Source organism: Enterobacter sp. Res13-Sevr-PEC09-46 (assembly GCF_015672585.1).
GTDB lineage: Bacteria > Pseudomonadota > Gammaproteobacteria > Enterobacterales > Enterobacteriaceae > Enterobacter > Enterobacter hormaechei_C.
The window spans coordinates 162,020-176,972 of sequence record NZ_JADABR010000015.1 but is presented as its reverse complement, the minus strand read 5'-3'; the positions used below and the strand labels follow the sequence as shown (position 1 = coordinate 176,972).

Annotated in this window: 14 protein-coding genes; 9 read left to right on the top strand and 5 right to left on the bottom strand. The window is 55.3% G+C overall.

The features are described from left to right. Positions 1 to 205: 205 nt before the first annotated feature. From gcvA to rlmM, 3 genes are read left to right on the top strand one after another with little or no spacing between them, the layout of a single operon-like run. A complete protein-coding gene (gene gcvA / locus IMQ56_RS08850) occupies positions 206 to 1,123 on the top strand; it encodes a glycine cleavage system transcriptional regulator GcvA (RefSeq protein WP_003862758.1) in 918 nt (305 codons plus the stop codon). A 39-nt stretch (positions 1,124 to 1,162) separates the two neighbouring features. Then, positions 1,163 to 1,558 carry a DUF423 domain-containing protein gene (locus IMQ56_RS08845; RefSeq protein WP_003862756.1) on the top strand — a complete coding sequence of 132 codons (396 nt, stop codon included), beginning with the start codon at positions 1,163 to 1,165 and terminating at the stop codon, positions 1,556 to 1,558. Next, a complete protein-coding gene (gene rlmM, locus IMQ56_RS08840) occupies positions 1,551 to 2,651 on the top strand; it encodes a 23S rRNA (cytidine(2498)-2'-O)-methyltransferase RlmM (protein WP_003862754.1) in 1,101 nt (366 codons plus the stop codon). Before IMQ56_RS08845 ends, rlmM begins: the two co-directional genes overlap by 8 nt. 57 nt (positions 2,652 to 2,708) lie before the next feature. Here rlmM and xni read toward each other — a convergent pair whose 3' ends face one another. The 5 genes from xni to queF form a co-directional block, all read right to left on the bottom strand. Then, positions 2,709 to 3,464 (bottom strand): flap endonuclease Xni, encoded by a 756-nt coding sequence (xni, locus tag IMQ56_RS08835; RefSeq protein ID WP_196063856.1) that lies wholly within the window; start codon positions 3,462 to 3,464, stop codon positions 2,709 to 2,711. 112 nt (positions 3,465 to 3,576) lie between these two features. Next, positions 3,577 to 4,944 (bottom strand): L-serine ammonia-lyase, encoded by a 1,368-nt coding sequence (locus tag IMQ56_RS08830; RefSeq protein WP_015571736.1) that lies wholly within the window; start codon positions 4,942 to 4,944, stop codon positions 3,577 to 3,579. A 62-nt stretch (positions 4,945 to 5,006) separates the two neighbouring features. Further along, complete coding sequence (locus IMQ56_RS08825; RefSeq protein WP_003862749.1) at positions 5,007 to 6,296, bottom strand: HAAAP family serine/threonine permease; 1,290 nt, start codon at positions 6,294 to 6,296, stop codon at positions 5,007 to 5,009. A 504-nt stretch (positions 6,297 to 6,800) separates the two neighbouring features. Beyond that, the gene (gene ppnN / locus IMQ56_RS08820) at positions 6,801 to 8,165 is read right to left on the bottom strand and encodes a nucleotide 5'-monophosphate nucleosidase PpnN (RefSeq protein ID WP_003862748.1); all 1,365 of its coding nucleotides are present in this window, start codon (positions 8,163 to 8,165) and stop codon (positions 6,801 to 6,803) included. 116 nt (positions 8,166 to 8,281) lie between these two features. Next, positions 8,282 to 9,124: an NADPH-dependent 7-cyano-7-deazaguanine reductase QueF gene (gene queF, locus IMQ56_RS08815; RefSeq protein ID WP_015571734.1), complete on the bottom strand. Its 843-nt coding sequence runs from the start codon at positions 9,122 to 9,124 to the stop codon at positions 8,282 to 8,284. Between the two features lie 69 nt (positions 9,125 to 9,193). Between queF and syd the strand changes: the two genes are divergently transcribed. The 6 genes from syd (at position 9,194) to IMQ56_RS08785 (ending at position 14,952) form a co-directional block, all read left to right on the top strand. Further along, a complete protein-coding gene (gene syd, locus IMQ56_RS08810; RefSeq protein ID WP_196063855.1) occupies positions 9,194 to 9,739 on the top strand; it encodes a SecY-interacting protein in 546 nt (181 codons plus the stop codon). A 632-nt stretch (positions 9,740 to 10,371) separates the two neighbouring features. Next, positions 10,372 to 10,701, top strand: a complete 330-nt coding sequence (locus IMQ56_RS08805) for a YqcC family protein (RefSeq protein ID WP_023304343.1) — start codon at positions 10,372 to 10,374, stop codon at positions 10,699 to 10,701. Then, on the top strand, positions 10,698 to 11,483 hold the full coding sequence (gene truC / locus IMQ56_RS08800; protein ID WP_023304342.1) for a tRNA pseudouridine(65) synthase TruC: 786 nt from the start codon (positions 10,698 to 10,700) through the stop codon (positions 11,481 to 11,483). The genes IMQ56_RS08805 and truC overlap by 4 nt, the downstream gene beginning before the upstream one ends. A gap of 15 nt (positions 11,484 to 11,498) precedes the next feature. Next, on the top strand, positions 11,499 to 11,948 hold the full coding sequence (locus IMQ56_RS08795) for a flavodoxin (protein WP_015571732.1): 450 nt from the start codon (positions 11,499 to 11,501) through the stop codon (positions 11,946 to 11,948). 308 nt (positions 11,949 to 12,256) lie between these two features. Continuing rightward, complete coding sequence (gudP, locus tag IMQ56_RS08790; RefSeq protein ID WP_003862734.1) at positions 12,257 to 13,612, top strand: galactarate/glucarate/glycerate transporter GudP; 1,356 nt, start codon at positions 12,257 to 12,259, stop codon at positions 13,610 to 13,612. After that, positions 13,612 to 14,952 (top strand): enolase C-terminal domain-like protein, encoded by a 1,341-nt coding sequence (locus IMQ56_RS08785; protein ID WP_032668772.1) that lies wholly within the window; start codon positions 13,612 to 13,614, stop codon positions 14,950 to 14,952. The genes gudP and IMQ56_RS08785 overlap by 1 nt, the downstream gene beginning before the upstream one ends. Position 14,953: the final 1 nt, after the last annotated feature.

Genomic DNA, 14,953 nt, shown 5'->3' with positions numbered 1-14,953 from the left:
ACAACATCACAACCGTAAGCCAAAAGCCCTTCAGAACACGCATTCCAAAAAAAGCTTTTCGTTCCGGCTCAGGAAGTGCCGCCACTATAGGTATTTGCTGGTAGTTCCTCAACGGACAAATTATAATGGCTCAGATAAAAAAAACTAATAGGTTAAACGTTGTTTCCTATATGTTAAATCTCGTTAACATCTAAGCCAGATAACCATGTCCAAGCGATTGCCACCCCTAAATGCATTACGTGTTTTTGATGCAGCAGCACGCCACCTCAGCTTCACCCGCGCAGCCGATGAGCTTTTTGTGACACAGGCCGCAGTAAGTCATCAAATCAAGTCTCTGGAGGATTTTCTGGGGCTTAAGCTGTTCCGTCGACGCAACCGTTCGTTGCTGTTGACCGAAGAGGGGCAGAGCTATTTTCAGGATATTAAAGAGATTTTTTCCCAGCTGACGGAAGCCACTCGCAAGCTTCAGGCCCGGAGCGCAAAAGGCGCTCTGACTGTGAGTTTATTGCCCAGTTTTGCCATTCAGTGGCTGGTGCCGCGACTCTCAAGCTTTAACTCAACTTATCCGGGAATCGATGTCCGAATCCAGGCGGTGGACCGTCAGGAAGACAAGCTGGCAGATGATGTGGACGTGGCGATTTTTTACGGTCGCGGTAACTGGCCGGGCTTGCGTGTGGAAAAATTATACGCAGAATATCTGTTGCCGGTCTGTTCACCGCTGCTGCTGACGGGGGATAAAGCGCTCAAAACACCCGCCGATCTGGCGCAACATACGCTTTTGCACGATGCTTCGCGTCGCGACTGGCAAACTTATACCCGCCAGTTAGGTCTTAATCATATAAACGTGCAGCAGGGGCCCATTTTTAGCCACAGCGCGATGGTGCTACAGGCTGCCATTCACGGGCAGGGCGTGGCGTTGGCAAACAACGTTATGGCGCAGTCCGAAATTGAGGCAGGCCGTCTGGTTTGCCCATTTAACGATGTACTGGTCAGCAAGAATGCATTTTATCTGGTTTGTCATGACAGTCAGGCAGAACTGGGTAAAATAGCCGCTTTCCGGCAGTGGATACTGGCGAAAGCGGCAAGCGAGCAAGAAAAATTCCGCTTCAGGTATGAACAATAACGTTTGTGTGCCGGGCACGCATCAATTCAGGACTTAAACATGACCAGCCGATTCATGCTGATTTTCGCCGCGGTGAGTGGCTTTATTTTTGTAGCTCTGGGCGCGTTTGGCGCGCATGTCTTAAGCAAATCTCTGGGCGTTGTGGAGATGGGGTGGATCCAGACCGGCCTTGAATATCAGGCGTTCCACACGCTGGCAATTTTTGGGCTGGCGGTGGCGATGCAGCGCCGCATCAGCATCTGGTTTTACTGGAGCAGCGTCTTTCTGGCGCTGGGTACCGTACTGTTCAGCGGCAGTCTTTACTGTCTGGCGCTGTCGCATTTACGCCTGTGGGCGTTTGTTACACCTGTCGGCGGCGTCAGCTTCCTGGCGGGTTGGGTGTTAATGTTTATCGGAGCTATCCGTCTGAAACGCAAGGGCGTTGTTCATGAATAAGGTTGTTTTATATTGTCGCCCGGGGTTTGAGAAAGAGTGCGCCGCGGAAATCACCGATAAAGCGGCGAAGCGTGAAGTCTTCGGATTCGCTCGCGTCAAAGAGAACGCGGGCTATGTGGTATTTGAATGCTATCAGCCTGATGATGCCGACAAGCTGGCGCGCGAACTGCCGTTCAGCTCATTGATTTTCGCCCGTCAGATGTTTGTAGCGGGCGAACTGCTGAAAGATCTTCCGCCGGAAGATCGCATCACGCCGATTGTTGGCCTGTTGCAGGGTGTGGTGGAGAAGGGCGGCGATTTGCGCGTGGAAGTGGCCGACACCAACGAAAGCAAAGAGCTGATGAAGTTCTGCCGTAAGTTCACCGTGCCGCTGCGCGCGGCGCTGCGTGATGCGGGTGTGCTGACAAACTACGAGACGCCAAAGCGCCCGGTCGTGCATATCTTCTTTATTGCGCCAGGATGTTGCTACGCCGGCTACTCGTATACCACCAATAATTCGCCGTTCTTTATGGGGATCCCGCGTCTGCGCTTCCCGGCAGATGCGCCGAGCCGTTCAACCCTGAAGCTGGAAGAGGCGTTTCACGTCTTTATCCCGGCGGACGAGTGGGACGAACGTCTGGCAAACGGCATGTATGCCGTCGACCTTGGCGCGTGCCCGGGCGGCTGGACCTATCAGCTGGTGAAACGCAATATGTGGGTTTCGTCTGTGGATAACGGCCCGATGGCGCAAAGCCTGATGGATACCGGGCAGGTCACCTGGCTGCGTGAGGACGGCTTCCGCTATCGCCCGAACCGCAACAACATCTCCTGGATGGTGTGCGACATGGTAGAAAAACCGGCGAAAGTCGCGGCGCTGATGGCCTCCTGGCTGGTGAACGGCTGGTGTCGTGAGACGATTTTCAACCTCAAGCTGCCGATGAAAAAGCGCTACGAAGAGGTGTCGCAGAACCTGGCCTATATTCAGCAGCAGCTGGACGAACACGGGATTAACGCGGAAATCCAGGCGCGTCAGCTTTATCACGACCGCGAAGAAGTGACGGTCCATATCCGTCGCTGGTGGGCGGCAGTGGGTGGGCGTCGCGACGAGCGATAACGTTTGTAACGCCCGGTGGCGCTGCGCTTACCGGGCCTACAAAATCGTGTAGTTGTTTTAACGTTCTAACCTTAACTGCTGTAAATTCCCGTCCAGCTGTAAATCCGTCTGTAGCGTCGCCACCTCCCGGCAGATAAACGCCATCTCTTTATGCGCCTCCAGCTTTTTGCGCCATTTTTCCGGCACTTCATCAAGCCTGGCGTAAATTCCTTCCAGACTCTGAAACTCCGTCAGCAGCTGTGCGGCGCTTTTGGGTCCAATACCGGCGACACCCGGCACTTTAGAGCTGCTGATCCCCGCCAGCCCCCAGTAATCCGGCAGTTGCTCAGGCGATACGCCAAACTCGCTGGCAATGAATGGCGCGTCCAGCCAGCGTTTTTGAAAGTAGTCCCGGATGCGGATCGTTGGAGAGAGCAGCTGGCAGTAGCCTTTGTCGGTTGAAACGATAGTCGCCTGATGCCCGGCGCTCGCGACTTTAACCGCCAGCGTTGCGGCTAAATCGTCAGCCTCATTACCGTGGGCGCCCCAGCACGGAACGCCGCGCTGCTCAAAGGCCGCGCGGATAGCGGGCATTTCTGCGTGCAGATTGTCCGGCATCGGCGCACGTCCGGCTTTGTAGTCCGGCAGGCGCTGGTGCCGCCAGCCGGTATTGCGTGCTTCATCGTCGAATACGGCAACAGCGTGGGTGGGTTCGCTATGGCGAATGAGCTGCTCCAGCGCGTGTAAACAGGTGTCCTTGCAGGGGGTGCCCTGTACCGCATGAATACGGCGAATCAGGTTAAGTGCATCGACGATAAGCAAATGAACGGCCACAGATAATCTCCCTTCTGTCTGATAGGTGAAGGGTAACACTGAGCGCAGCATGAAACTATGAATGGTGGGGAAAACAGGAAGAAGCCTCGCAAAACGAGGCTTCCTGAGAGGCTTAATCGCAGGTGACGATCTTCATCGCCAGGCCACCGCGGGAGGTTTCGCGGTATTTGGCGTTCATATCTTTACCGGTTTCGTACATGGTTTCGATAACCTTGTCGAGGCAGACGCGCGGTTCGCTGGTACGACGCAGCGCCATACGGGCCGCGTTCACCGCTTTCACAGAGGCGATGGCGTTACGCTCGATGCATGGCACCTGGACCTGTCCGCCGACCGGATCGCAGGTCAGCCCCAGGTTATGTTCCATGCCGATTTCCGCCGCAATACAAACCTGCGCAGGACTTGCGCCCAGTAATTCGGCCAGACCCGCCGCCGCCATAGAGCAGGCGACGCCCACTTCACCCTGACAGCCCACTTCCGCGCCGGAAATCGAGGCGTTCATCTTGTACAGTGAGCCAATCGCACTGGCGACCAGCATATACCGCGCGAGTGAGTTTGCATTCACTTCACGGATAAACTTGTCGTAATACGCCAGAACCGCCGGAACAATTCCGCACGCCCCGTTGGTTGGCGCGGTGACGACGCGGCCACCCGCGGCGTTCTCTTCGTTCACCGCCAGCGCGAACATGTTGATCCAGTCGACGACGGCCATCGGGTCGGTGGTGGTTTTGTCGGTGCTGACCAGCATGCGGCGCAGCGCAGCCGCACGACGCGGAACACGCAGTTTACCCGGCAGCACGCCTTCGGTGGTGATCCCGCGCTCAATGCCGCTGCGCATCACTTCCCAGACGTTAGCGAAGTGCTGTTCCAGCTCCTCTTTGCTGTGCAGGGCCAGCTCGTTTTTCATCATCAGGCCGGAGAGAGAAAGCCCTGTCTCCTGGCAGTGACGCTGTAAGTCGGCCGCGTTTTTGTAAGGGTACGGCACATCAACGGCAGAATTGGTGCTTTGACCAAAATGGTCCTCGTCGACGATAAACCCGCCGCCGATGGAGTAATACGTCTGGCTGTAAACCGCTTTGTCGCCGGCCAGCGCGGTAATGCGCATGCCATTCTCGTGCAGCGACAGGTTATCCGCATGGAAATTCATGCAGTGATCAACCGGGAATTCAACCTCATGCTCGCCGTTCGCCAGCAGCAAACGACCGTGGGTGTTCACGTCCTGGATAAAGCCAGGTATTGCATCAATATCAACGGTATCCGGCAGATTACCCGCCAGCCCCATGATAATGGCAATATCGGTATGGTGGCCTTTACCGGTCAGGGAAAGGGAACCATATACATCGACAACCACGCGGGTGATGTCGTGCAAAATGCCGCGTGCAATCAAGTCATCCGTGAATTGTTTACCGGCTTTCATTGGTCCGACGGTGTGAGAGCTAGAAGGACCAATACCGATTTTGAAGATATCGAATACGCTAATCATGATGCGTCCATTGCTTCAGTCAGAGGGGAGAAGTGCGCCGTCCGCAGACGGCGCAGGAGGTATTAGCTGAACAGCGAGTAGAAAATAGCGGAGATGGCAATCAGGCCCATCACAACAACGAACACGTTGCTGATATGGCCGCTGTATTTACGCATCGCAGGCACTTTCTGAATCGCGTACATCGGCATCAGGAACAGGATCATCGCGATAATTGGGCCGCCCAGGGTTTCAATCATGCCCAGAATGCTTGGGTTCAGGGTGGCTACCGCCCAGGTGGTCACCAGCATGAACAGCGCAGTGATTTTGTTCAGACGGTTGATTTCAATGGTCTTGCCTTTACCACGCAGAGATTTAATCACCATGCCGTTGAAGCCTTCACGTGCGCCCAGGTAGTGGCCCAGGAAGGATTTGGTGATGGCTATAATTGCGATGATCGGCGCCATCCACGCAATCAGCGGTGCGTTAAAGTGGTTTGCCAGGTAAGACAGAATAGAGATGTTCTGCTCTTTCGCCGCCGCCAGATCCGCCGGGGAGAGGCTCAGCACGCAGCTGAACACGAAGAACATTACGGTCAGTACCATCATGATGTGCGCGCGAGCCAGGATGCTGGAGCACTTCTTCTCTGCGCCATTGCCGTACTCTTCACGCTTCGCTACTGCGAAGGAAGAGATGATTGGCGAGTGGTTGAAGGAGAACACCATAACCGGGATCGCCAGCCACAGGGTCAGCAGCAGACCGTTGCCGGTCGTGGATGCGCTGCTCAGAGACAGGGTTTCCAGCGCAGCGCCGTTCCACTGTGGGATCAGGTACAGAGCCAGCACCATCAGAGCCGCAACAAACGGGAACACCAGCACGCTCATCGCTTTCACAATCATCTGCTCGCCGAAGCGCACGATGGTCATCATACCAACGATCAGGATCAGGGACAGAATCGCACGCGGCGGCGGGGTCATCTGAAGCTGGTGCATCATAAAGCTTTCTACGGTGTTGGTGATAGCAACGCTGTACACCAGCAGAATCGGGTAAATCGCGAAGAAGTAGAGCAGGGTAATCAGCTTACCTGCGCCGACGCCGAAGTGTTCTTCGACGACTTCAGTGATGTCTTCGCCCGGGTTTTTACCGGACAGCACGAAGCGGGTCAGGCCTCGGTGCGCAAAGAAGGTCATCGGGAAGGCGATGAGGGCCATGATGATCAGCGGGATCATACCGCCGACACCTGCGTTGATAGGAAGGAACAGTACACCAGCGCCGATTGCTGTGCCGTACAGGCCAAGCATCCACATGGTATCCGTTTTGCGCCAACCGCTTCGGGATTCAATCGAAGCAACGGTGCTGGTTTGAGTGGTTTCCATCTGTATCTCCTGGAGGAAGCAAATTGTCAGGTTTTTAGTCAAATCCGATGAAAAAGCGCCTGACGGTAATATGAAATTCGTTCAGTGACGGTTTTTTAATAATTTTTGCCCGTAACTATTGGCGGGCGGAAAGATACATTCTAGTTATGAATCTATCAGTGATCGCGATCCCAAATGCAATAATCCACTTGTGATGTGGGTATCTTTAGACCATTTATCTGTTAAAAAAACATCAAAGAGAATTTACGGGCGCGAAGGCTACCATTAACGACATGTTTTCGAAAAGGTCGACCCGCGAGATAGGTGTCTTTCGCTGTAAAGAAATGGGATTTTAGGATTTTCTGGCGGGTAATTTCGATTAAGACTGATTATTTACGGTTTCAAAAACGAGGTAATCGTTTGCGCAGGCGTCAGATTTGTTAATAACATTGAAGATCGCTATGAATTGCAACACGAATAAAAAAGCCGGATGACGATCCGGCTTGAGAGGAGAGGAATGTCGCTTTACTTGATGATTTCGTAACACGGAATATAGGCAGAGCCTGGAAGCTTCATGCGGTGCTGAGCGACAAAGCCCTGCAACATATCATCCATGCGGCGCATCATCTCCGGATCACCGTGGATCTTATACGGGCCAAACTCTTCAATTGCGCGTATCCCCACCTCTTTCACGTTCCCCGCCACGATGCCAGAGAAGGCGCGACGCAGGTCGGCAGCCAGCACTTCCACCGGCTGATCCGGATAGAGTTTGAGGTTCGCCATGTTCTCATGCGACGGCTCGAAGGGGATCTGAAGATCCGGTGCGATACGGATGGACCAGTTAAAGCTGTAGGCATCCCCGGTATCACGACGATTCTCTTTCACCAGCGGCATTGCTTTTTTCATCTGACGGGCCACTTCTGCGGCATCGTCAATAATAATGCGGTAGTGACGGCGCGCGTCTTCGCCCAGCGTATGCACGATAAACTCGTCCAGCACGCGGAAGTAGTCGGCGCTCTCTTTCGGGCCGGTCAGGATCAGCGGCAGAACCTGATCTTTGTTGGCCGGGTTCATCAGGATCCCGAGCAGATAAAGCAGCTCTTCCGCCGTACCTACGCCGCCCGGGAAGATAATAATGCCGTGCGCGATACGGACAAACGCCTCAAGACGTTTTTCGATATCCGGCATAATAATCAGTTCGTTAACCAGCGGGTTAGGCGGCTCAGCGGCGATGATCGACGGCTCGGTCATGCCGATAAAACGGCCTTCTTTATAGCGTTGCTGCGCGTGACCTACTGCCGCGCCTTTCATTGGTGCTTCCATCGCGCCAGGACCGCAACCGGTACAGATATTCAGTTCGCGCAGGCCGAGCTGCGTCCCCACGCGGCGGGCATACAGGTATTCGGTTTCGTTAATAGAGTGACCACCCCAGCAGACGACCATGTTCGGCGCTTCGCCCACGTGCAGGGCGCGGGCGTTACGCAGAATGGAGAAGACCAGGTTGGTGATATGAACGGAACTTTCCAGGTCAAGATGCTGGAAACGTCCGGCGTTGCTGATCTGTCCGTTAACAAACAGAATGTCGCGCAGCACGGCAAACAGGTTGGCCTGAAGTGAGCGAATAATACGCCCGTCGACAAAAGCGTCTTCCGGCGGGTTGATCACTTCCAGCTTCACCCCGCGCTCGCGGCGCAGCACGTTGATATCAAAACTTTCGAAGCGGGACAGCAGCTCTTTACTGTTGTCGGTCAGGCTTCCGGAGTTCAGTACGGCAAGTGAACAGTTACGAAACAGTTGATAAAGGTCGCTACTGGCGGTGCGTTTAAGCATGTCCACTTCCAGCTGCGACAACATATCCATAGAGCCAAGCGGGCTAATATGTGTAATCAAGTGAGCTCCTTATGGGACGATTATCGTCTTTCCCTGTTGATTACAATAGCCCTGGCTTATGACGTTTCACAACACTTCGGGCGGAATACCGCCCGCATATTGTGAAAATATTTATCTTACTGGCGCACCAGCCGTCCGGTGGCAGGCACAAAATCGGTATTGGTGCGCCACGGATTGATATCCAGACCGCCGCGACGGGTGTAGCGGGCGTAAACGCTCAGCTTTTCGGGCTGGCAGAAACGCTGGATGTCGTTGAAGATGCGCTCCACGCACTGCTCGTGGAATTCGTTGTGATGACGGAATGACACCAGGTAACGCAGCAGCTTTTCACGATCAATCTGCGGGCCGCGGTACTGGATCTGTACCGAGCCCCAGTCCGGCTGATGGGTGATAAGGCAGTTGGATTTCAGCAGATGGCTGACCAGCGTCTCGTTGACCACTTTTCCGCCCGCCGCGTTTTCCAGGTAGTCGGTGCTAAATTCATAGCTTTCCACCTCAATGTCCTGATCGTCGATGCAGGTGCCGTGGAAATGGGCGACAGGCTGTCCTTCCAGCTCATGCAGACGGTATAACGAGACGGTTACGTTCCCCTGCGCGCACGCGCTTAAATCACGTTCAAGCGTCTGTTGTACCTCGTCCCAGCTGTTGAATTTGGTCTGGTTAAAGCTGTTGAGATAGAGCTTAAAGCTCTTGGATTCGACCAGGTTTACGCTGGCGTAATCCAGCTCGACGTGGCCCACGGCCACCTGCGGCAGACCGCGCGCATTCAGCCAGGAGAGTTCGTACAGCGTCCAGATGTCGCCGCCGACAAACGGCAGCGCGTCAGCGTGCAGCCCGAGCGGATCGCGGTTCAGACTGCGCGGCACGCCCTGCAACAGGCTTGCATCGTAGGTGTCGCGGTAATCGGTCGATTTACCCAGCGTTAAGCCCGTTAACGCCTGATGATTTTCGTAAGACATGTTTCATAGCCACTTTACAGGTACACTTATGGGCTGAGTTTATCCTGTCTTACAAGAAGAGAGAAATCGGTGGATATCGAAACTGCAAATGCCCTGACGTCCTTCACGACCCGCTATTGCGATGCCTGGCATGAAAAGCGGGGGACGTGGCCGCAAAGTACTGACTTATATGGCGTGCCGTCACCGTGCATTATCGCTTCGCAGGATGATTACGTTATCTGGCAACCGAAACAGTTCACGGGCGAGCAGAATGTAAATGCGGTTGAACGCGCGATGGACATTGTGATACAACCTGCGCTTCATGCATTTTATGCCACGCAGTTTGCCGGGGATATGACTGCATGTTTTGCAGGACAGCCGTTGACGCTGCTGCAAACCTGGAGCGAAGACGATCTGCAACGCGTTCAGGAAAACCTCATTGGTCACCTGGTCACGCAAAAACGCCTTAAGCTCTCTCCGACTCTTTTTATTGCGACGCTCGACAGTGAACTGGACGTCATTTCTGTCTGCAACCTGTCTGGTGAGGTCATCAAAGAGACGCTCGGCACCCGCAATCGCGACGTTCTCGCGCCTTCACTTGCGGATTTTCTTACCCAAATTGAGCCGCTTCTGTAATCCATGATGCTACTGGACGTGTGAGAGATCTCTTACACGCTCTGTGAGACATCGCCGAAACAGTTAGCGTTGCCTTAGGAATTTCAGATTAATATTAACTTTTCTTTCAACAGGTTAGTGGTTTTCTGAAAGGGAATCCCCCGTTTCGCCTGGCTTACATTGCTTACAAGGTGGGTTGTAAGACGAAGCAGAATAGCGGATTCTATCTGTGTCGACAGGATGCCGACACGAGAAACGAACATCAGGATGATGGCGTTTCTTACCAGGGACACGTCAGGATGACGCCGCAGGAAGGCTTCAGGATGAAGCAAAGTGGATCACGCAGGATGCGTAAGGGACACCTCCAGGAAGGAGAACGAGAGCCGGTCAGGATGGTCGGTGGGTCAGGATGGCCAGGACGTTTCAGGATGAAACCTACACATCAGGACGATGTGAGCAGGAAGCAAAAGGTAAAGGGATGACCAGGCCTTCGGGCATCAGGAAAAGTTGTCACGGATGAGCAGGGAGCACGTATTGTAGCTGGAATGCTGCGAAACGAACCGGGAGCACTGTTTTTACAGTGCTCCCTTTTTTTATTTCTGTCGTCCGCAATGCTATGCTTCGCGCCATTCCGTTTTTCAGTTGAGGTATATATGTCGCATCATGACAACGTTCGTGCGCAGTTGCACGCCATCGAAGCCCTTATGCGCCAGCATCAGCTGTGGCAGGATAACGCGCCGCAGCCAGACGCGTTCGCCAGCACCCAACCGTTTTGTCTGGATACGCTGGCCCCGTTCGAGTGGCTCCAGTGGGTCTTAATTCCGCGTATGCACGCGCTGCTGGAAGGTGGTCGCGCGTTGCCCGCGTCTTTTGCCGTCTCTCCCTATTACGAAATGGCGCTGGAAGCGACCCACCCGGCGCGTGCCATGATGCTGGTGGAGCTGGAAAAGCTCGATGCGCTTTTCGCCGGTGACGATGCATGACGCTTGAGATCCTTTATCAGGATGAGTGGTTAGTGGCGGTGAATAAACCGTCCGGCTGGCTGGTGCACCGTAGCTGGCTCGATCGCGATGAGAAAGTGGTGGTCATGCAAACCGTGCGCGATCAGATCGGTCAGCACGTCTTTACTGCTCATCGTCTGGATCGGCCAACCTCTGGCGTTCTGCTGATGGGGCTTTCCAGTGAGGCGGGTCGACTGCTTTCGCAGCAGTTTGAGCAGCACCAGATGCAAAAGCGCTACCACGCCATCGTGCGTGGCTGGCTGACGGATTCCGCCACGCTTGATTATCCGCTGGTGGAGGAACTGGATAAAATCGCCGATAAATTTGCCCGCGACGATAAAGGCCCGCAGCCTGCGGTGACCGACTATCGCGGTATGGCGACCACAGAACTGCCGGTGGCGACCAGCAAATTTCCGACCACGCGATACAGTCTGGTTGAGCTTTTGCCCAAAACCGGGCGCAAGCACCAGCTTCGCCGTCACCTTGCGCACCTGCGCCACCCGATTATCGGCGACAGCAAGCACGGCGATCTGCGCCAGAACCGCAGCGCGGCCGAGCACTTTGGCTGTAACCGGCTGATGCTGCACGCCAGCGAGCTACGCCTGACGCACCCGTTTACCGGCGAACCGCTGACTATTCGCGCGGGGCTGGACGAGGTCTGGATGCAGGCGCTGTCACAGTTTGGCTGGCTGGGACAACTCCCCGAAAATGAAAGGGTTGAGTTTGCCGCAGGCAACGTTCAGGATGAACAGCAAGCGCAATAATTACGGGAGCAAAGCATGGCTGAAGTAGGCATTTTTGTCGGCACGATGTACGGCAACTCGCTGCTGGTGGCGGAGGAAGCGGAAGCAATCCTTGTAAACCAGGGCCATAAAGCAACGGTCTATGAAGATCCGGAGCTGGCGGACTGGGAAAAGTATAAAGATAAATACATCCTGGTGGTGACCTCCACCACCGGGCAGGGCGATCTGCCGGACAGCATCGTCCCGCTTTTCCAGGGCATTAAAGACCAGCTCGGCTATCAGCCAGATGTTCACTATGGCATCATCGCCCTCGGCGATAGCTCTTACGCTAATTTCTGCGGTGGCGGTAAACAGTTCGACGCGCTGTTGCAGGAACAGAGCGCTCAGCGCGTCGGAGAGATGTTGCTGATTGATGCGGGTGAACACCCTGAGCCAGAAAGCGAGTCAAACCCGTGGGTCGAGCACTGGGCAACGCTGCTTAAATAACCCTGCGCTATACCAATGGTAGGCCGGGTCAGGCGTAGCCTCCACCCGGCATTACACCCCGCCCCAAACGCCATTTCCGTGAACCACCTTCCACTCCTCTGGGCTTATGCCCTAAACAACCTCCCTCACGCCCTTCAATACTGTGTTTTTGCACGGTGAGGTGAAGAGGCACTCCTTCATATACTTTTCCCGTCACTATAAAACGGCTTCTGGCCGTACCAAAACCAAACACAAATCTCTCATTCTGATTACCCTACAGGTGCTGTACAGAATGAACCAGGCGAAAGCTATGTTTCAGGAGTGCAACAATGAGTACATTAAGCCACGCGGCGAGCAGCGCTGAGAAGCGCACCAACGCCCGCTACTGGATAGTGGTGATGCTGTTTATCGTCACCTCTTTCAACTACGGCGACCGTGCCACGTTATCCATTGCCGGCTCTGAGATGGCAAAGGACATCGGACTTGATCCGGTGGGTATGGGTTATGTTTTCTCCGCATTTTCATGGGCCTACGTAATCGGCCAAATCCCTGGCGGCTGGCTGCTGGACCGCTTTGGTTCAAAACGGGTCTATTTCTGGTCCATTTTCATCTGGTCGATGTTTACCCTGTTACAGGGCTTCGTGGATATCTTCAGCGGCTTCGGCATTATCATTGCGCTCTTTACCCTCCGCTTCCTGGTGGGCTTAGCGGAAGCGCCATCGTTCCCTGGCAACAGCCGTATTGTGGCCGCCTGGTTCCCGGCACAGGAGAGGGGAACGGCGGTAGCCATCTTTAACTCGGCGCAATACTTTGCGACGGTTATTTTCGCGCCAATCATGGGCTGGCTGACGCACGAAGTGGGCTGGTCGCACGTCTTCTTCTTCATGGGCGGGCTGGGGATCGTCATCAGCTTCATCTGGCTGAAAGTGATCCACGAACCAAACCAGCATCCGGGCGTGAACAAGAAAGAGCTGGACTACATTGCTGAAGGTGGGGCGCTGATCAACATGGATCAGAAAACCCAGAAAGCTAAAGTTCCGTTCAGCCAGAAATGGGGGCAGATCAAACAGCTCGTCGGCTCACGAATGATGATCGGTATCTATCTCGGCCAGTACTGCATTAACGCCTTAACCTACTTCTTTATCACCTGGTTCCCGGTTTACCTGGTGCAGGCGCGTGGGATGTCGATTCTGAAGGCGGGGTTTGTCGCCTCCGTGCCGGCCATCTGCGGCTTCGTGGGTGGGGTGCTTGGCGGGGTCATCTCCGACTGGCTGATGCGTCGTACCGGTTCGCTGAATATTGCGCGTAAAACGCCAATCGTGCTCGGCATGCTGCTCTCCATGACCATGGTGTTCTGTAACTATGTCAGCGCGGAGTGGATGATTATCGGCTTTATGGCGATGGCCTTCTTCGGTAAAGGCATTGGCGCACTGGGCTGGGCGGTGATGGCAGATACCGCGCCGAAAGAGATCAGCGGCCTGAGCGGCGGTCTGTTCAACATGTTTGGCAACATTTCCGGCATTGTCACTCCAATCGCTATCGGTTACATCGTCGGCACCACTGGCTCCTTCAACGGCGCGCTGATTTATGTAGGCGTCCATGCGCTGGTGGCGGTACTCAGTTATCTGGTGCTGGTGGGTGACATCAAACGAATCGAACTGAAACCTGTTGGGGAGCGCGGATGATGACAACGCAATCAAGCCCGATCGTGACGGAGATGAAGGTCATTCCGGTGGCGGGGCAGGACAGCATGCTGCTCAACATTGGTGGCGCGCATAATGCCTGGTTCACCCGCAACATTGTGGTGCTGACCGACAGCGCAGGGAATACCGGCGTCGGGGAAGCGCCTGGCGGAGAGGTGATTTACCAGACGCTGGTCGACGCCATCCCGCAGGTGGTTGGGCAGGAGGTCGCCCACCTGAACAAGGTGGTTCAGCGGGTGTATAAGGGTAACCAGTCGGCGGATTTTGATACCTTCGGCAAAGGCGCCTGGACGTTTGAACTGCGCGTTAACGCGGTGGCGGCGCTGGAGGCGGCCCTCCTCGATTTACTGGGCAAGGCGCTGAACGTGCCGGTCTGCGAACTGCTGGGGCCAGGCAAACAGCGTAATGCGGTAACGGTGCTGGGCTATCTGTTCTACGTTGGCGACCGGACGAAAACCGATCTGCCGTATCTGGAACGCTCGCCGGGCAGCCACGAGTGGTATCACCTGCGTCATCAGGAGGCGCTCTCTGGCGAGGCGGTGGTACGCCTTGCAGAGGCGGCGCAGGATCGCTACGGCTTCAAAGACTTCAAGCTGAAAGGCGGCGTTCTGCCCGGCGAGCAGGAGATTGACAGCGTGCGCGCGTTGAAAAAACGCTTCCCGGAGGCACGCATCACCGTCGATCCGAACGGCGCCTGGCTGCTGGATGAAGCTATCACGCTGTGCAAAGGGCTGGGCGACGTGCTGACCTACGCGGAAGATCCGTGCGGCGCCGAGCAGGGATTTTCTGGCCGCGAGGTGATGGCCGAATTTCGCCGCGCTACCGGGCTGCCGGTTGCGACCAACATGATCGCCACCAACTGGCGTGAAATGGGCCATGCGGTGATGCTGAATGCGGTGGACATACCACTGGCGGACCCGCACTTCTGGACCCTTTCCGGCGCGGTGCGCGTGGCGCAGCTGTGCGATGACTGGGGGCTCACCTGGGGCTGCCACTCCAATAACCATTTCGACATTTCGCTGGCGATGTTTACCCACGTTGGCGCGGCGGCGCCGGGCAACCCGACCGCCATCGATACGCACTGGATCTGGCAGGAAGGCGAAGCGCGCCTGACCAAAAATCCACTTGAAATCAAAAACGGCACAATTGCCGTACCGGATGCGCCGGGGCTGGGCGTGGAGCTTGACTGGGATCAGATCCACAAGGCGCATGAAGCGTATAAAAAACTGCCGGGCGGCGCGCGCAACGACGCAGGCCCGATGCAGTACCTTATCCCCGGCTGGACATTTGACCGTAAGCGCCCTGTATTTGGACGTCACTGAT